The organism is Pseudomonas sp. MYb118 (genome assembly GCF_040947875.1).
Classification (GTDB): Bacteria; Pseudomonadota; Gammaproteobacteria; order Pseudomonadales; family Pseudomonadaceae; genus Aquipseudomonas.
In genome coordinates this window covers 181,738-199,776 of the sequence record NZ_JBFRXN010000002.1, presented here as the reverse complement: position 1 = coordinate 199,776, position 18,039 = coordinate 181,738, and the positions used below count along the sequence as shown (strand labels likewise).

Sequence of the window (18,039 nt, the reverse complement as noted above, 5' to 3'; positions counted from 1 at the left end):
ACATCTTTCGGCCGCAACGTCCACAACTGTAGGGTTACGAAAGGTTTCTTTCGTAATAAAAAGTCGCACATTCGTGGCGAATGGCCGGCATGGTAAAACGCAGGTTGTCCCCTAACAATCGTTGAAACCATTGATCTAGAGCATTCAGCACAAATATACAAAAGATGGCCATTGGCCTTTTCTTTCTGTTGCCAAGTGTTACATTGTGTGAAATATTCCCCGCAAATTCATACGACATCGTACCTCTTCATGCTGATTTTTCAGGATGACGGGGACAGGTGTTCCCGCTTTTCACCACCGTGAAAAAAAGCAGTTGCCTGGGGAAGGACTCATGCCGCGTCGCATTGATAAAGGAAAGAGCAGGGCGTATGCCTTTGCAGGATTGATGACCCTGGCGTTCGCCACGGTCGCCCAGGCGGAGGCGCTCGATAGCGGCGCATCCGCCGGCAAGCGCCTGGCGGTCGCCGCCGACTGCGTGGCTTGTCACACGGCACCGGGCGGCAAGCCGTTCGCCGGGGGCTACTCGCTCAGCTCGCCGATGGGCACCATCTACTCGACCAACATCACCCCGTCGAAAACCGCGGGTATCGGCAATTACACCGCCGAGCAGTTTGCCCGTGCGGTACGGGACGGGGTCACCCCGGATGGCACTCACCTGTACCCGGCGATGCCGTACACCTCGTACTCGAAGATGACCGACAGCGATATCGCCGAGCTCTACGATTACTTCATGCATGAAGTGAAGCCGGTCGATACGCCGAACCAGAAGACCGCCCTGGACTTCCCGTTCAGCGTGCGCATCTCGATGATCGGCTGGAACGCGCTGTTCCACAGCGACAAGCGTTTCACCCCGGACCCGGCCAAGTCGGCCGAGGTCAACCGTGGTGATTACCTGGTCAACGGCCTGGCGCATTGCGACACCTGCCACACCCCGCGCAACCTGTTGATGGCGGCGGACAGCAGCAAGCCCCTGGCCGGTGGTTCGCTGGGCAGCTGGTATGCGCCCAACATCACCTCCGACAAGGTCAGCGGCATCGGCGCCTGGTCCAGTGACGAGATCGTCGCCTACCTGCGCACCGGCCACGTCGAAGGCAAGGCCCAGGCCGCCGGCCCGATGGCCGAAGCGGTGGAGCACAGCCTGCAATACCTCGGCGATGCCGACCTCAAGGCCATCGCCGCCTACCTGCAACAGACCACGCCGATCAAGACCGGCGAAGCCCGCGCCCGTCACGAATACGGCCAGGCTTCGGTCGATGAGCTGACCCTGCGCGGCGGCAAGCCGGAAGACAACCCGGGCTGGCACATCTTCAGCGGCACCTGCGCCAACTGCCACCAGCCAAACGGCCAGGGCAACAAGGAGTTCCCGTCGCTGTTCCACAACACTGCCACCGCTCGCACGGACAACCTGATCGCGACCATCGTCTACGGCGTGCACCGCGAAGTCGACGGCGTGGCCATCGACATGCCCGGTTTCGGTCCGGACGCGCTGTTCACCGACCGCCTGAACGACCAGCAGATCGCCGACGTCAGCAACTACGTGCTGTCGCGTTACGGCAATGCCGAAGGCGTCGTCACCGCCGCCGATGTCGCGCAGGTCCGCGAGGGCGGGCCCAAGGCACCGTTGGCGGTGCTGGCGAAGTACACCATCCCGGCAATCATCCTCGTGTGCGTGCTGATCGGCCTGTTCGCGATTTCCCGTCGTCGCAAGGGAGCCTGAGTAATGGACATGACGAACAAACAGACTCAATCGCAAACCCCGGCGGGTTTCTCGCGCCGTAACCTGTTGCGCGGTTCCGTGGCCCTGGGGCTGACGGCGCTGGTCAGCGGCGTGATGCCCTGGCAGTCGGTGCTGGCCGCGCAGGTGTCCAGCGAAGACTTCATCGCGCTGTCGCAGTTTCTGGTCAGCCGCCCGGTCAACCCGGTGCTGGCCGCCCGTTACTTCGCCGCGCTGGACAAGCGGGCGCCGAACTTCTCGACCAACGCCATCGCCCTCAAGCAATTGATCGACGCCCGTGGCTACAAGCATGTCGATGAGTACCTGGCGCAGCCGGACCCGGATGCTTCGCTGAAGGCCACGGCCACCAGCATCATTTCGGCCTGGTACCTGGGCATCGTCGGCGAGCCGGTGGATGCCGAACTGATCGCTTACTCCCAAGCCATGATGTACCAGCCGACCCACGGCATTCTCATCATCCCAACTTACGGTGGCGGCCCGGCTACATGGGGCGCCAAACCAGCAGCTACTAAAGGTTCGAAAGTATGAGCAGCGATCAATTCGATGCCGATGTGGTCATCATCGGCTCCGGCGTCATGGGCGGCCTGATCGCCACCGGTCTGGCCAAGGCGAACAAGTCGGTGATCGTGCTCGAAGCCGGTCCCCGGGTGAACCGCCGTGACATCGTCGAAACCTTCCGCAATGCCCCGGTCAAGCTGTCGCTGGCCAACGCCAAGCTGCAAGGTGCCGGTTCGCCTTACCCGAGCCTGCCCCACGCGCCATCCACCTACGGCGACTACCTGCAGCAAGTCGGCCCGGTGAAATACAACACTTCCTACCTGCGTGTGGTTGGTGGCACCACCTGGCACTTCGGTTCGTCGCTGTGGCGCATGCTGCCTAACGACTTCCGTCTGAAGTCGTTGTACGGCCGTGGTCGTGACTGGCCGATCAGCTATGACGAACTCGAACCGTTCTACGCCCGCGCCGAAACCGAGCTGGGCGTGTCCGGCGTCGATGGCCAGGATGAAAGCGGGCAGGGCGGCGACGCGTTCCCGCCGCGCTCGATTCCGTACCCGATGGAAGGGCTGAAACCGAGCTACATGTTCAAGCGCCTGTCCGAGCTGTTGAGCAAGGGCGGCTACAACCCGATCCTCGAACCCAACGGCCGTGCGACCCGCCCTTACGGCAAGCGCCCGCCGTGCGCCGGCAACAACAACTGCAACCCGGTGTGCCCGACGGCGGCCAAGTACGATGGCTCGATGCACATCGACGAAGCCGAGCGCCATGGCGCCAAGGTCCTGGACAACTCGGTGGTGTACAAGATCGAGGCCGGCGACGACGGCAAGATCACCGCGGTCTGGTACATGACTCCCGACAAGACCAAGCACAAGCTGACCGCGCGGGCCTTCGTGCTGGCCGCCTACGGCATCGAATCGCCGAAGCTGTTGCTGATGTCGACCTCCGAGAAATACCCCAACGGCATTGCCAACTCCTCCGACCAGGTCGGGCGCAACCTGATGGACCACACCGGCATCAGCATGAACGTCATGACCAAGGAAGACATGTGGCCAGGCCAGGGGCCGACCCAGTTGCTGGTCTACCTGAACAGCCGCGACGGCGCGTTCCGTGAGCAGTACCCGAGCTACAAGATCAAGGTGCGCAACACCGTGCCGACCTCGCAGATCACCTCGAACCTGATCGCCAAGGGCGTGCTCGGCTCCAAGCTCGATGAGCAGATCCAGCTGCAATCGGCGCGTTCGCTGAACTGGGCGGTGGACTTCGAAACACTGCCGCTGCCGGAAAACCGCATCACGCCGAGCAAGACCAAGTTCGACGCGATCGGCCTGCCGGTGCCGGAGATCTACTACAGCGTTCCGGATTACTGGCACGCCGGTAAAGAGAAGGCCCTGGAAGACTTCAAACAGTTCGCCAAGCTGCTCGATGCTGACATTCTCAGCACCGACGTGGGCTTCCAGAACCGTCAGCACATCATGGGCACCACCATCATGGGAGACGATCCGAAGGACTCGGTGGTCGACCGCGATTGCCGCACCCACGACCACCCGAACCTGTTCATCGCCGGTACCAGTGTCATGCCGTCGTCGTCCTGCGTGAACCCGACGCTGACCGGCGCGGCGTTGAGTATCCGCATCGCCGACGTACTGGTGGGCGAGGTCTGATCCTCAGGCGTTGATTGACCCGAAACGGGGCCAGGGAAACCTGGCCCCGTTTTGCGTCGTGGCGCAGGAATTGAAAGCCGTATCGTGAATAATGCGCCGACCTTTGCTAAGTTTGGCGCCCTCACACACACGGCTTCATCGCCGCGCCCGACATCGGGGCGCGCATTCGGACAGGTTCATGGCCAAGAAACCAGCAGCGCCCTCCACTGACACATCGGCTTCCCGGACCCCCTCCAGTCTGACCTTGATTGATGTGGCCAAGGTCGCCGGGGTGTCGCCGATGACCGTGTCCAGGGCGTTGCATCGGCCGGAACTGGTCTCCGAGAACACCCGGGAAAAGGTCCGCGAGGCCGTGCGCCAGACCGGTTACGTGCCGAACATGCTGGCCGGTGGCCTGGCGAGCAACAAAAGCCGCCTGGTGGCGATTTTTCTGCCCACCATCGCCAACTCGATTTTCGCCGATACCGTGCAAGCACTGATGGACCGCCTGACCCAGGCCGGTTATCAGACGCTGTTGGGCCTGACCGGCTACTCGGCGCAGCAGGAAGAAAACCTGCTCGAGGCTGTCCTCGGCCGGCGCCCGGATGGCATCGTCCTGACCGGTACACTGCACACCGAGTCCAGCCGCTTGCGACTGGCGCAGGCGGGCATTCCGGTGGTCGAGGCCTGGGACTTGAGTGAAGATCCTTTGGACATGCTGGTGGGCTTTTCCCATGAGAAGGTCGGGGAGGCGACCGCCCGGCATCTGGTGGGCAAAGGTTACAAGAACTTTTCTGTGGTCAGCATCAGCGACCCCCGCGGCCTGCGCCGTTGCCAAAGCCTGATTGCCGAACTCAAGCGCCTGGGCGTGGGCGAGGTGCCAATGGAAGTCCTCGCGCCACCCGCGACCCTGGCCGTCGGGCGAGAAGGGCTTCAGCGTTTGCTCGATCAGCCCGGCAAGCCCGATATTGTCGTGTGCAGTTCCGACACCGTCGCCCAAGGGGTACTGGCCGAAGCCGCCAGTCGTGGACTGAAGGTGCCGACGGATCTGGCTGTCATGGGCTTCGGTGACTTGAGTAGCGCAGCCCATGTGCATCCGGCGCTGTCGACCGTCAGCGTCGACGGCAAAACCATCGGCCTGCAAGTGGCCCAGGCGCTGCTCGAGCGCTTCGACAACCCGGCGTCCCGCCAGGCTCCCGTACGGATCGACACCGGTTTCACCCTCATCGACCGCGCCAGCACCTGAAGTGAAAATCACCGTTTGCCGATAAGCGCAGGGTTGAATGATTGCGCAATCAGTGTACTATCGGCTCGAAGGTCGCCCGCTTTGCCCGCGTGTGACCTTTTTAAGATTTAAGGATGATTGCGCAATCATCACTATCAACAGGAGCGTCAAGAGCCATACGGATTCACCCGCTGCATTCACAATAAGGAAAACAACAGTGATCAATCCCACGCAGTCGATAGCCAGGACCAACGTCCGCTATCTCATCCTGGTGATGATTTTCATCGTCACCGTATTCAACTACGTCGACCGGGCCACGCTGTCGATTGCGGCCCCGAGCATGCGCACCGATCTGGGTTTCGACGCCATGACCATGGGCATCGCCTTTTCGGCGTTCGGCTGGGCCTACACCTCGATGCAGCTTCCCGGCGGCATCATCCTCGACCGCTTCGGCTCGCGGCTGGTGCTGGGCATGAGCCTGATCATCTGGTCGGTGTTCACCTTTCTGCAGGGTTACGTCGACCTGTTCAGCTCGGCTTTTCTCGCCCTGTTCGTTTTGCGCTTCATGATGGGCATCGCCGAAGCGCCTGCCTTCCCGGCCAACAACCGCCTGACGGTGATGTGGTTTCCGCGACACGAACGTGGCCTGGCTACGGCGGTGTTCCAGTCGGCCCAGTATTTTGCCCTGGCCGCTTTCACCCCGTTGATGGTCTGGCTGGTCAGCACCTGGGGCTGGCAGCACGTGTTCTGGGTGACCGGTGGTGCCGGCATCCTGATTGGCCTGCTGTGGTTTCGCATGGTCCATGAGCCGCGCAAGGACAAACGCGTCAACCAGGCGGAAATCGACTACATCGAAGCCGGCGGCGGCTTGCCCACCATCGGTGACGTGAAGACCCCCTTCAGCTGGAAACGCATGAAAGCCATTGGTGGCAACCGCATGATGGCGGGCATTTACCTGGGCCAGTTCTGCCTGACCTCCATCACCTGGTTTTTCCTCACCTGGTTCCCGACTTACCTGATCGAAGCCAAGGGCATGACCATGCTCAAGGTCGGCCTGGTGGCGGCGATTCCCCCCATCGCCGGTTGCCTGGGCGGCATGGTCGGCGGCGTGTGGTCGGACTGGATGCTGCGCAAGGGCTTCAGCCTGACCGCTGCCCGCAAGACGCCGATCATCTGCGGGCTGCTGCTCTCCAGCAGCATCGTGGTCGCCAACTACACCCAGTCGATCACCCTGGTGATTCTGGTGATGTCGATCGCTTTCTTCGCCAAGGGCGTCGGCAACCTCGGCTGGTGCATCGTCGGCGACGTTTCCCCGGCCCGGGCCATGGGCGTCAGCGGCGCGATGTTCAACTTCTGCGGCAACCTCGCCAGCATCGTCACCCCGATTGCCATTGGCGTGATGATCAATCAGTTGGGCTCTTTCGATGTGGCGCTGATGTACGTCGCCGGCATGGGCCTGCTGGGCGCGTTCGCCTACCTGTTCATCGTTGGCCCCCTCAAGCGCCTGGAACTCGACGACTTCGAAGACGTTCCGGCCAACACCGAACTCAATCCTCAGCGTTCCTGAACCTCACCCCATTGAAGGAGAGCCCCATGCTCGCACAACAAGCCACCCTCAAATCTTCCGACGACGACCGTATCGCCTGGGTACGCGTGTCCTCGGTGATCCTGCCGCTGGCCAACCCGATCAGCGATGCCAAGGTGCTGACCGGTCGGCAGAAGCCGATGACCGAGATCGCCATCCTGTTCGCCGAAATCGAGACCATCGACGGCCATCGCGGTTTGGGCTTCAGCTACTCCAAGCGTGCCGGCGGGCCGGGTCAGTTCGCCCACGCGAAGGAAATCGCCCCGGCGCTGATCGGCGAGAACCCCAGCGACATCGCCAAACTCTGGACCAAGCTGTGCTGGGCCGGTGCATCGGTGGGTCGCAGCGGCATGTCGACCCAGGCCATCGGTGCGTTCGACGTGGCGCTGTGGGACTTGAAAGCCAAGCGCGCCAACCTGTCCCTGGCGCGTCTGCTCGGTGCCCAGCGGGACTCCGTGCGCTGCTACAACACCTCGGGCGGTTTCCTGCACACTCCGCTGGATCAACTGATGAAAAACACCGACCTGTCCCGTGAAAAGGGGATCGGCGGCATCAAGCTCAAAGTCGGGCAACCGGATTGCGCCATCGACATCCAGCGTGTCAGCACGGTGCGCAAACACCTGGGCGACAACTTCCCGCTGATGGTCGATGCCAACCAGCAATGGGATCGCCCGACGGCCCAGCGCATGTGTCGTCAGTTCGAGGAGTACAACCTGATCTGGATCGAAGAGCCGCTGGACTGCTACGACGCCGAAGGTCATGCGGCACTGGCGCAGCAGTTCGATACGCCGATCGCCACCGGTGAAATGCTCACCAGCGTCGCCGAGCACGCCGAGTTCATCAAATTGCGCGGTGCTGATTTCCTGATGCCCGACGCCCCGCGCGTGGGGGGCATCACGCCGTACCTGAAGGTCGCTGCGATGGCTGAACAAGCGGGGCTGATGCTGGCGCCACACTTTGCCATGGAGCTGCACGTGCACCTGGCGGCGGCGTACCCGACCGAGCCTTGGGTCGAGCACTTCGAATGGCTGGAGCCGCTGTTCAACGAGCGCCTGGAAACCCGCGATGGCCGCATGCTGGTGCCCACCCGCCCAGGGCTGGGGCTGACGCTGAGCGAGCAGGTCAAACCGTGGACGGCGCAGGAAGCCGAAGTCGGCCAGCGCCCCTGACCAACCTTTTGGTCCGTTGATCGCTCCCACGTCGAACCCGGCGTGGGAGCGCAGCGGGCCCTGTCACTTTCAAGGAAGCGTAACCATGACCGGTAATACAAGTGATGTCCTGGTGTGGGGGCCAATGCACCCGACCTTGATGCAATCCCTGGAAGAAAACTACCGCGTGCACAAACGCTGGGAAATGCCCGACTTCAAGCAATGGGCCGGCGTGCACGGGGATACGATCCGCGCCGTGGTCACCAGTGGAGTCTACGGCGCAGACAACGCCAGCCTTGAGCAACTGGCCAACCTCGAAGTGATCACCAGCTTCGGCGTCGGCCATGACCAGGTCGATAGCGCGTACCTGGCCGCTCGCGGTATCCAACTGAGCAACACGCCGCAGGTGCTCAACAACAGCGTGGCGGAAACTGCCCTGGCATTGATGCTGTGTGTGTCGCGCCGCATCAGTGAAGCCGAGCGCTTTGTCCGTGCCGGCAAATGGCAGCAGGGTAAATTCCCCCTGGGCAACGACCTGCATGGCAAGACCTGCGGCATCGTCGGCCTGGGGCAAATCGGCAAAACCATCGCCGGCCTGGCTTCGGCGTTTTCGATGAAAATCGCCTACTACCGACCCGGCGGACCTTATACCGACGTGGCCTACACCCATTATTGCGATCTCGAGGCGTTGGCCAGGGCGTCGGACTACCTGATCGTCATCGTGCCCGGTGGCCCGCAAACCCGGCATCTGGTCGATCGCCAGGTCCTGCGCGCACTCGGTCCCACCTCGTTCCTGATCAACGTTGCCCGGGGCACTGTGGTCGATGAAGCGGCGCTGGTCGCGGCACTGCTCGACGGCAGCATCGGCGGTGCAGGGCTGGATGTCTTCGAGGATGAACCCAAGGTTCCGTCCGAGCTGCTGGATCTGGACAACGTCGTGCTGCTTCCGCACATCGGCAGCGGCACGCACGAGACGCGCCAGGCCATGGCGGATCTGGTCTTCGACAACCTGCGCAGCTACTTGGCTGACGGTGTGCTGGTGACGCCGGTCGCACTTGGCTGAGCTTCGCCACCCAGTAACACGCCCTCCACGGTTTGCCCGTAATAGCATTGCTCAGCGCCGTGGAATGCATGGGCGGTGCTGGTCAGGTTGCCGTTGAATCTCGGGTCCTGCGGGCGCTTCTGACTGTTGATGTACGCCGCAACATCCCAGGCTTGCGTGGGCGTAAGCTGGATGGGTTTGCCCAGCGGCATGTTCTCCGAGATGAACTGGGCGGCGGTGTCGATCCGATGCATGCCCGCGCCCCAGTTGTAGGAGTGCTCACCCCAGAGCGGCGGCATGCCCGTCATGCCATTGGCGTAGGTTCCATCGCCGTTCGCGCCATGACACACCGCGCAATGCTGGGTGTAGACCTGCTGCCCTTGATCCGGGGAGGGCGCTGATGCGGGGGCCGGCAGGGCAGGAAAGCCACGGCCTGGCAGTTTTTGCCGGCCCATTTGCTCGATGGTTTTCGCGATCGGCTCGGGCAGCACGAAGGATGGGTCGTTGCCACCCTGTTGCAACTGCTTGTCGCTCAGCTCAGGGACGGGCGCGCCGACCTGGCCGGACAGGTCCAGCAATCCTCCCATCAGCAACCAATAGGCATAGGCGGAGATTGCCACCACTTCCGGCGAGTCCAGCGCTGGCGCCTTGCCGTTCATTGAATAATTGAAACAGCCCTGGACGCGCTCTGCGAACGTGTCGACGTGATGGTCTTTGGCGCGGTAAGCGGGGTAGGCGAGATAGCCGGCCCATAACGGCGTCGAGTAGGCCTGGGCGCCGTTGTTCAAATGGCAATTGCTGCAATTGAGATGGTTGCCGACATACCGTCCCTGAAGCTGCTGGGTGTTGACCATCAAGTCGTAGCCCTTGCGCACCTTGTCGCCGAATTCCCCCGGCGGGATCTTCGCCGGGTCCCGTGGCACGAAGTCGAACGCGGCGACCGCTTTGGGCTGTGCCTGAATCGGCGTGCTCATGTCGGGTTGCGCGGCCCATGCCTGCAAGGCGCAGGGTGCCCACAGCGTTAGCATGAAACGTCGTAGAATCATCGACCCTGGCCCCTTCTCGTTGAGCACGCGTGCCGCTTGCAGTATCAAGCTAGTACACGCCCGCGCGGGATGCTGCTCGATTTGCCAGTGGCGACACGATGGGCGATTTCACTGCCATCGCTTCAAGAGAATGACCTTGCTGGCCGATAACCCGGACAGCCATGATCTTCTACTTAAAACTGCCTGGAAATCTTCGATGTCGTCGTATCACCAAAAGCGCTTTCTGATCGTCGATGACTTCTCCGATTTCCGCAGCTCCGTGCGTTCCATGCTGCGTGAGCTGGGCGTCAAGGATGTCGATACCGCTGACACCGGCGAGCAGGCGCTGAAGATGTGCTCGCAGAAGTCGTACGATTTCATCCTGCAGGACTTCCACCTCGGCGACGGCAAGAAGAACGGTCAGCAGGTACTCGAAGACCTGATGTTCGAGAAGCTGATCAGCCACGAGGCCGTGTTCGTCATGGTCACCGCCGAGACCAGCCAGGCCATGGTGCTCAGCGCCCTGGAGCATGAGCCCGATGCCTATCTGACCAAGCCGTTCAACCGCTCGAGCCTGGCCCAGCGCCTGGAACGCCTGGAACAGCGCAAGACCTTGCTCAAACCGATCCTGCAGGCCCTCGACCGCGGCAAGCCGGCCGAGGTGCTCAACGCCTGTATCGCTTTGTGCAAACAGGACATCCGTTATTCGCCGTTGTGCCTGCGTTATCGCGCCGACGCCCTGCGTGACCTGAATCAGAACGAAGCGCTGGAGCGTCTCTACGACAGCATCATTGCCGACCGGCCCTTGCCGTGGGCGTTTGCCGGGTTGGGCAAGTTGCTGTTCAAGCGCGGCCAGGTCAGCCAGGCCAAGGGCGTTTACGAAAAAGCCCTGAAAGTATTCCCGATGATGCCCGCGCTGTATGACGGCATGGCCGATGTGCTGGTCGCCGAAGGTGACACCAAGGGCGCGCAACAGGTGCTCGAGGAGGCGATTCGCCTGTCGCCTCTGGCCGTGCGCCGGCAAGCCTTGCTGGGCAAGCTGGCGATGACCAACGAAGATTTCGATACCGCCTCCAGGGCTTACCGGCAAGCGGTGAACCAGGGGGCGCAGTCGCGCTTCAAGGATGCCGAGAGCAACCTGGGCCTGGCCCATGCCTTGATCAGCAAGGGCAGCGAGCGCGGCCTGGACACCCGCACGCGGCTGGAGATCAACACCACCCTCAGTGCCGTGGCCAAGGAAAACCCCAGCGACCCCGGCCTGCAGATTCGTGCGCGGTTGATGAAGGCCACCAGCCTGTTGCTCAACGACGCCGAAACCGCCGACAAGCTCACCGAGCAGGCCCTGCTGCGCCTCGATGGCATGGAGCAGTTCATGAGCCCCGAAGCCGCGCTGCTGGTGGCCAAGCAGTTGCAGATGCTCGGTCAGGCCGATGCCGGCAATTCGATGCTGAAAAACTGCGCGGAAATCTACGGCGACGACCCGTACGTGATGAAAGGCATTGCCAAGCTGACCGATGACCCGGCGATCCTCAATTCCAGTAACGCCGCCGCCGACCTCAACCGCCAGGGCGTGCGGGTGTACAAGACCGGCAATCTGGTCGAGGCGCGCACGGTGTTCCGCAAAGCGCTGGCGATGCAACCGAAAAACATCAGTATCGCGTTGAACCTGGCGCAGTCGCTGCTGCACGGCACGGACACCAGCGTGCCGTCGGCGGAGCTCGAAGAATGTCGGGCCAGCCTGAAAATGGTTGGCCTGATGCCTGACACCGATGCGCGCTACTCGCGATATCAGAAACTGAAAATCAAGGCGTTTGGCGAATGAGCAAGGACGACCCGGCACTGGACTTCTCCACGGTGATTGCTTCTACCGTGCACGACATGAAGAACTCACTGACCCTGCTGATGCAGGCTCACAGCCAGTGGCTGGAGCGCCTGCCCGACCCCGCCCGGCAGACGCCGGAGCAGGGCGTGATCGAGTTCGAGTTCGCCCACCTCAACGGCATGCTCGTGCAGTTGCTGGGGTTGTACAAACTCGGCGTCAACCAGATGCCGTTGCAACCGGCTTATCACGAACTGGATGATTTCATCGAAGCGCAACTGGCCTGCCATCAGGATGTGTTCGCCAGTCGCGGCATCATGGCCACCTATGAAGTCGACCCGCTGAGCCCGCTGGGCTTCTTCGATCGCGAGTTGATTGCGTCGGTGCTGGCCAACTGCATCAATAACGCCGTGCGTTACGCCCGTCACGCGGTGCTGATCACGGTCAGCGATGAAGCCGGGCAACTGGTGCTGACCATCAATGACGATGGCGACGGCTATCCGGCCGACATGATCGAGCGCCAGGCCGATTACGTGCAGGGCATCAACCACAGCAGCGGCAGCACGGGCCTGGGCCTGTACTTCGCCGGGCGGATCGCCGCGCTGCACCAGCGCAATGGCGTGGGCGGGCATACGCGGATCAGCAATGGCGGGCCGTTGGGCGGCGGCGTTTTCAGCCTCTATCTGCCGTAACGATGATTTTGTTTGCCGCTGCTTGAAATTGCGAACAGGCGCAGCCTATTTTGTACGGTCGCCGTTCGCGGCTCGCACTACAAGGGATTGCGTCATGATGACCGATGGCCAGGGTTCACTCGCACAGCGATTGACCGGCATTGATGAGATTGAATGTGTCACCCCGGACCTTAACGGTGTGCCGCGCGGCAAGGTCATGACGACCGAAGGGTTTCTCGAAGGACGGCGTTTGCAGATGGCGCGGGGTGTGCTGCTGCAATGCATCATGGGCGGTTATCCGGCCGCACAATTTTATGGCAGCGATGATGGCGACCTGGCGCTGGTGGCCGATCCTGCGCAGATTCACCGCTTGCCCTGGAGCCAGCCGCCGCGGGCCTTCGCCATTTGCGATGCCGATGAGCTGACGGGCGAAAGTTCGCGGCTGTCCACCCGAGGCCAGCTCAAAAGCGTGATCGCCCGTTATGCCGCGCTGGGCCTGGCGCCGGTGGTGGCCACGGAGCTGGAGTTCTTCGTCTTCGCCCCCAACCCCGACCCGACGCAACCGTTCCAGCCGCCGCTGGGCCTGGACGGTCGGCGCGAGGACGGGCATTCGGCATTCAGTGTCAGTTCCAACAACGGCCTGCGTCCATTCTTCCAGGAAGTCTATGAAGGCATGGCGGCACTGGGGCTGCCCCGCGATACGTTCATGCACGAGATGGGCGTCAGCCAGTTCGAAATCAATCTGCTGCACGGCGATCCGCTGTTGCTCGCCGACCAGACATTCCTGTTCAAGCACCTGCTCAAGGAAGTCGCGCTCAAGCACGGCCTGACCGTGGTCTGCATGGCCAAGCCGCTGGCGCACACGCCGGGCAGTTCGATGCACATCCACCAGAGCCTCGTCGAGATCGCCAGTGGCAGGAACGTGTTCAGCGACGACGCGGGGGAGCCGACCGCGACCTTCCGGCATTTCATCGGCGGGCAGCAGGCGGCGATGGCCGACTTCACCGCGCTGTTCGCGCCGAACGTGAATTCCTATCAGCGCCTGTGCCACCCGTTCGCCTCGCCCAACAATGCCTGCTGGTCCCACGACAACCGTGCGGCGGGCTTGCGCATTCCCGCGAGCGCGCCGGTTGCCCGTCGGGTCGAGAATCGCTTGCCGGGGGCCGACGCCAACCCCTACCTGGCGATTGCCGCCAGCCTGGCCGGGGGGTTGCATGGCATTGAACAGCAACTGGAGCCGAGTGCCGTGATCCAGGGCGAGTTCGAGGTGCCGGATCATCTTTCACTGCCCTGTACCTTGCATGCCGCCCTTGAACGTCTGAGCCGTAGCCGGTTGGCGAAGGAACTGTTCGGCAAGGAGTTCATCGAAGGCTACGTGGCTACGAAGACCCTGGAATTGACCAGCTTCTTTGATGAAATTACCCCCTGGGAGCGCCGTGTCCTGGCTGCCCAGGCCTGACGAACCTTTGTCTTCGGGCTATCTTTCGGGAAGCCCGTTTCTCACCGCAAGGAGCCGCTCGGAACGCCGATGCGCCAGATCTGGAAAGCTTTTCGAGCGCTGTACTTCGCTTCGCTGATGATGCTGATCGGCTCCGGCCTGTTGAGCACTTACCTGGGCTTGCGCCTGGCAGCCGACCACGTCAACAGCCTGTGGGTGGGTGCCTTGATGGCGGCCAACTATTTCGGCCTGGTGCTGGGCGGCAAGATCGGCCACCGGCTGATTGCCCGGGTCGGGCACATCCGGGCTTATTCGGCCTGTGCCGGGATCGTCGGCGCGGCGGTGCTCGGGCATGGCCTGGTGGATTGGCTGCCGGCGTGGATCTTCCTGCGGGTCATCGTCGGCCTCGGCATGATGTGCCAGTACATGGTGATCGAGAGCTGGCTCAACGAGCAGGCCGACGCGCCGCAGCGCGGTACGGTGTTCAGCGGCTACATGATCGCCTCCTACCTGGGGCTGGTGCTCGGCCAACTGATTCTGGTCATGCACCCGGCGCTCGGTCCGGAGTTGCTGATGCTGGTCGCCCTGTGCTTTGCCCTGTGCCTGGTGCCGGTGGCCCTGACCCGACGCATTCACCCGGCGCCCCTGCGGCCGGCGCCGATGGAGCCACGGTTCTTCATCAAGCGTGTGCCGCAGTCGCTGAGTACGGTGCTCGGCGCCGGGCTGATCATCGGCTCGTTCTACGGCCTGGCACCGCTGTATGCGGCGCAGCAGGGCTTGTCCACCGAGCAGGTCGGTCTGTTCATGGGTACCTGCATTTTTGCCGGCCTGCTGGTGCAGTGGCCGTTGGGCTGGTTGTCCGACCGTTATGATCGGGCCGTACTGATCCGTTCTTTTGCCTTGTTGCTCGCGGTGGCGGCGTTGCCCCTGGCGATCATGCAGCAGGTGCCGCTGGAAGTGCTGTTCATCACCGGCTTCATTTGCTCGCTGGTGAAGTTCTGCCTGTACCCGCTGGCGGTGGCTTTCTCCAACGACCACGTCGAGGCGGATCGCCGGGTGTCACTGACGGCCATGCTGCTGGTCACCTACGGCGTTGGCGCGAGTATCGGGCCGCTGGTGGCCGGGGTGCTGATGAAGATGTTCGGCAGCCACATGCTGTACGCCTTCTTCAGTTTCTTTGCTCTGGTGCTGGTGTGGCGGATCCGCCCGAAAGCGGTCACCAACCTGCACCAGGTGGACGATGCGCCGCTGCATCACGTCGCAATGCCGGACAGCATGGCGAGCTCGCCACTGGCCGCAGCCCTTGACCCGCGGGTGGATGAACAGTCGGTGCAGGATCGGATGCAGGTTCCAGTCACGCCAGAGCCTGAACCCGAGCCCGAGCCGACACCGGCGGAGGAGGCCAAGCCCGAGGCTGAGCCTGAGGTGCAAAAGCCCGCGTCCGTGCCCGCGCAAGATTCGCAAAAGGGTGATGAGCCCAAGGTCCCGGATGCCATTCCCTGACGCCCGGCTTGAACAGCGGCCATAAAAAAACGGGCAGTCTCCACAAGGAGCTGCCCGTTTTTATTGACGCCTGATCTTACATGTCGTCTTTGTCGAAGCGGCGTGCTTCACGTTGCAACTGGTAGACGAAGCGCTCGACCTGACGCTGCACCAGCCCGCTCATGTTGTGAAAGCGGATGCCGGCGAAGGTGGTGGAGATTTTTTCTTCGAAGTGCAGGTAGCGCAGTTCGACCGGTGCGGTCATCTTGCCGAAGGGCAGGGCGGCGGCAAAGCGATCGTAGACCTGGCCCAGTTGCAGGCTTTCGGTGATGTCACCATCGAAGCGCAGCTTGCAGCCGGTGGCGGAAATGTCCAGCAGCTTGCCACGGATCGGGGACTTGAGCTTTTCCCCGTCCAGGTCGATGTCGACCAGTTGTGCCAGCTTCAGGGCCGCGCGGAAGGCATTGCGGCGCTGGTGGTAAACCACTTCGTCGGGCAGCGGGGCGATGTAGCAGCGCTCGTCACCCGAGTCGCTGAGGGTCGGTGTGCCGTTGCTTTCCCAGGCGATACGCACGCCTTCATGAAAACCTTCGACCTTGTATGGCTCGCCGGCCAGCATGAAGCGTTCGCCGTCGCGCGGGATCATTTCATCGAGCTTGATGGTGCCACTGTCGCGGTCAACGTCCACCAGGTAGCTCTGGAAGCGCTGGGTGCGTTCGTGGAAGGTGATAATCAGCGGATCATGGCTGTCTTGCAATTGGCGCAGGTTGCCGGAGATCTCCAGAGGCGTGGTAAGCACCTTGGGTGGCTGCGGGGAATCTTCCGCATTTAAGGCATTGGACACATCAATCTCCAGGCAAAATATGACTTCGGCTGGCCACTATAGTGCCAGCATGTTGCGAGTCTTCATAGGGCGTGATCATTTACAGGCTCAAGCCTGACTGAGCGGACGCGGCTTCGCAAGCTTCGCGGTTGATCCGCGTGCATCATAAAGTGCTGGCGGTTCACCGCCGGTGAGGATTTTCAGCTGGTTGGCCGTGGCGGCCTGCTGCACCAGAATCGACTGGCCATTGTTGGCGTTGGCCGCCTGGCACTGAGCCAGAAGGTCTGTCAGCACGTCACTTTGTGCCAACAATTGTTCGCCCACGCTGGATTGGCTGGCCAGTTGTTCCAGGCCGCTGCGGTTGAGCGGCAGGTTCAGGCTGGCGAGGATTTCACTGCGCTTGCGGCCATGCTGTTCGAGCAGAATGATCATTGCCTGCTTCTGCGCCAGAATGTCTTCGAGCAGCGGCATGTCGCGACCGTGCAAGGCGAGGGACTCGGTTTGCAGTAACTCCAGCAGGTGTTGAGCTGGAGCAAAGTCGTCGGTGATCAGTTGCAATAAATTAGTGTCGTGCATGGCTGGCCTTGGTTTTTAAGCGTCCAAAAGCCTGGCGCGGGGCGTGCCCTAGCGCTGGGCTTCGAAGTTGAGCAGTTTGCTGGCTACACGGTTGCTGTCGACTTTGTAGCTGCCATCGGCAATCGCTGCTTTCAACTCGGCCACGCGGGCTTTATCGACGGCAGGCTGATCACGCAGCTTGTCAGTGACCTGTTGCAACTGTTGAGCCTCATTGCTGAGGTGTACCGATTCCCCGCTCTTTACGGTGCTGGCCTGCTCGGCCGGAGTATTCAGCGCTGCGGATTTGCCGGTTTCGGCTGGATCCTTGGCGGCGCTGGTACGTGTATTGCCCGTCAGTGACGAGGTGCTGTTCAAACGGCTGAAATCGATGACCATGGTAAAAAACCTCTGAATATTTGGACGCTTGCCATGTTCTCGGCCATCCCTGTGAAAACTTTAGACTCATTTTATCAATGAGCCTGCAAGCGCCAGCACGTCTGCTGCATGCGCCACAGTTTAGGGAACCGCCTCGGCCTGCGCCACTTCTTCACGAATAGAGTTTTACATGGACACTTCCACCTGGCCCGGCGCGATCACTTGCGCCTTGATGACCCTTTTGGAATTGAGGTTTTTCACCCGTATCTGTTCGCTCATCCCGCCGTTGGACAGGGCTTCGCCCGGCATTCGCACGCTCAGCGTGCCGCTGCGGGCGGTGATGACCACCTGATCGCCCTTGCGAATGACTTCGGTCTGTTCAAGGTTGACCAGGGTCACCACCTGATCGGCGACCATTGGTCGGGTAAGTCGTTGTCCGATCGCCTGGTCCAGGGTGGTCAGGTAGCCCTGGGTGATCAGGCTGATATCACGCTCGCGCAGCAGGACGTCGGCGGGTTCGACAATGTCGGCGCGGCGCAGGGGCCGGCTGGTGGTCACGACATCGCGAAACAGGCGCACTTGAGCGGGCACGAAGACCGTCCACGGGGAGCTGCCTTCGCAGCGGACCTTGACCGTGACGCGGCCCAGCGGCTTGGCCGGGCTCTCAAGGCTGGCTGTCAATTCCTTGTCGCACATGGGCATGCGCAGGCGTGGATCGAGCTGCTTGACTTCGATTTCGTAGCGACCTTCCGTTTGACTGGTGGCCAGGTAGTCCTCTACGGTGAATTCAAGAAAGCCCTGGGTGACGCCGATAAGCATGTCAGGCAAGGTAACTGCGTCAGCAAGGGCAGGGCTGCCAGCGTTGAACAGGCAGACGGCCGACACCGCGCAGAGCGTTCTGCGGAAGGCGGATGTCAGGCGTCGGAAAAATGTCGGTTCTGTGTTCATAAAAGTTAAAAAGCAAGCGCCGTGCCGTTT

At 62.0% G+C, this 18,039-nt stretch carries 16 protein-coding genes; 11 read left to right on the top strand and 5 right to left on the bottom strand.

The genetic code is table 11. The features are described 5' to 3' along the window. Nucleotides 1-331: 331 nt before the first annotated feature. The 7 genes from ABVN20_RS06720 (at nt 332) to ABVN20_RS06690 (ending at nt 8,894) form a co-directional block, all read left to right on the top strand. Entirely contained in the window at nt 332-1,717 is a 1,386-nt protein-coding gene (locus tag ABVN20_RS06720) for a cytochrome c (protein WP_368554761.1), read from the top strand. A 3-nt stretch (nt 1,718-1,720) separates the two neighbouring features. Further along, nucleotides 1,721-2,263 (top strand): sugar dehydrogenase complex small subunit, encoded by a 543-nt coding sequence (locus ABVN20_RS06715; protein ID WP_368554760.1) that lies wholly within the window; start codon nt 1,721-1,723, stop codon nt 2,261-2,263. Beyond that, nucleotides 2,260-3,894: a GMC family oxidoreductase gene (locus tag ABVN20_RS06710; RefSeq protein ID WP_368554758.1), complete on the top strand. Its 1,635-nt coding sequence runs from the start codon at nt 2,260-2,262 to the stop codon at nt 3,892-3,894. The genes ABVN20_RS06715 and ABVN20_RS06710 overlap by 4 nt, the downstream gene beginning before the upstream one ends. A 178-nt stretch (nt 3,895-4,072) precedes the next feature. Beyond that, nucleotides 4,073-5,119, top strand: a complete 1,047-nt coding sequence (locus ABVN20_RS06705; protein WP_368554756.1) for a LacI family DNA-binding transcriptional regulator — start codon at nt 4,073-4,075, stop codon at nt 5,117-5,119. A gap of 253 nt (nt 5,120-5,372) precedes the next feature. Further along, the gene (locus ABVN20_RS06700; protein ID WP_368557675.1) at nt 5,373-6,665 is read left to right on the top strand and encodes an MFS transporter; all 1,293 of its coding nucleotides are present in this window, start codon (nt 5,373-5,375) and stop codon (nt 6,663-6,665) included. 26 nt (nt 6,666-6,691) lie between these two features. Then, complete coding sequence (locus tag ABVN20_RS06695) at nt 6,692-7,852, top strand: mandelate racemase/muconate lactonizing enzyme family protein (RefSeq protein ID WP_368554755.1); 1,161 nt, start codon at nt 6,692-6,694, stop codon at nt 7,850-7,852. Between the two features lie 85 nt (nt 7,853-7,937). Further along, nucleotides 7,938-8,894, top strand: coding sequence for a 2-hydroxyacid dehydrogenase (locus tag ABVN20_RS06690; protein WP_368554754.1), 957 nt, complete (start codon nt 7,938-7,940; stop codon nt 8,892-8,894). Here the strand turns inward: ABVN20_RS06690 and ABVN20_RS06685 are convergent. Then, the gene (locus tag ABVN20_RS06685; protein ID WP_368554753.1) at nt 8,849-9,901 is read right to left on the bottom strand and encodes a c-type cytochrome; all 1,053 of its coding nucleotides are present in this window, start codon (nt 9,899-9,901) and stop codon (nt 8,849-8,851) included. The genes ABVN20_RS06690 and ABVN20_RS06685 overlap by 46 nt on opposite strands. A 214-nt stretch (nt 9,902-10,115) precedes the next feature. Here ABVN20_RS06685 and ABVN20_RS06680 point away from each other — a divergent pair, with 214 nt between their 5' ends. From ABVN20_RS06680 to ABVN20_RS06665, 4 genes are all read left to right on the top strand, one after another. After that, the gene (locus ABVN20_RS06680; RefSeq protein WP_368554751.1) at nt 10,116-11,720 is read left to right on the top strand and encodes a response regulator; all 1,605 of its coding nucleotides are present in this window, start codon (nt 10,116-10,118) and stop codon (nt 11,718-11,720) included. Then, nucleotides 11,717-12,409: a sensor histidine kinase gene (locus ABVN20_RS06675; protein ID WP_368554750.1), complete on the top strand. Its 693-nt coding sequence runs from the start codon at nt 11,717-11,719 to the stop codon at nt 12,407-12,409. The genes ABVN20_RS06680 and ABVN20_RS06675 overlap by 4 nt, the downstream gene beginning before the upstream one ends. Before the next feature lie 196 nt (nt 12,410-12,605). Beyond that, the gene (locus ABVN20_RS06670) at nt 12,606-13,847 is read left to right on the top strand and encodes a glutamine synthetase family protein (RefSeq protein WP_368557674.1); all 1,242 of its coding nucleotides are present in this window, start codon (nt 12,606-12,608) and stop codon (nt 13,845-13,847) included. Nucleotides 13,848-13,916: 69 nt separating this feature from the next. Beyond that, nucleotides 13,917-15,329 (top strand): MFS transporter, encoded by a 1,413-nt coding sequence (locus tag ABVN20_RS06665; RefSeq protein WP_368554749.1) that lies wholly within the window; start codon nt 13,917-13,919, stop codon nt 15,327-15,329. 76 nt (nt 15,330-15,405) lie between these two features. Here ABVN20_RS06665 and ABVN20_RS06660 read toward each other — a convergent pair whose 3' ends face one another. The 4 genes from ABVN20_RS06660 to flgA all read right to left on the bottom strand — a co-directional run bounded on the left by ABVN20_RS06660 (nt 15,406) and on the right by flgA (nt 18,009). Beyond that, entirely contained in the window at nt 15,406-16,152 is a 747-nt protein-coding gene (locus tag ABVN20_RS06660; RefSeq protein ID WP_368554748.1) for a flagellar brake protein, read from the bottom strand. An 87-nt stretch (nt 16,153-16,239) separates the two neighbouring features. Beyond that, on the bottom strand, nt 16,240-16,707 hold the full coding sequence (locus tag ABVN20_RS06655) for a flagella synthesis protein FlgN (protein ID WP_368554747.1): 468 nt from the start codon (nt 16,705-16,707) through the stop codon (nt 16,240-16,242). A 48-nt stretch (nt 16,708-16,755) separates the two neighbouring features. Beyond that, nucleotides 16,756-17,082: a flagellar biosynthesis anti-sigma factor FlgM gene (gene flgM / locus ABVN20_RS06650; protein WP_368554746.1), complete on the bottom strand. Its 327-nt coding sequence runs from the start codon at nt 17,080-17,082 to the stop codon at nt 16,756-16,758. Nucleotides 17,083-17,247: 165 nt separating this feature from the next. Beyond that, nucleotides 17,248-18,009 (bottom strand): flagellar basal body P-ring formation chaperone FlgA, encoded by a 762-nt coding sequence (gene flgA / locus ABVN20_RS06645; protein WP_368554745.1) that lies wholly within the window; start codon nt 18,007-18,009, stop codon nt 17,248-17,250. Between the last annotated feature and the right edge of the window lie 30 nt (nt 18,010-18,039).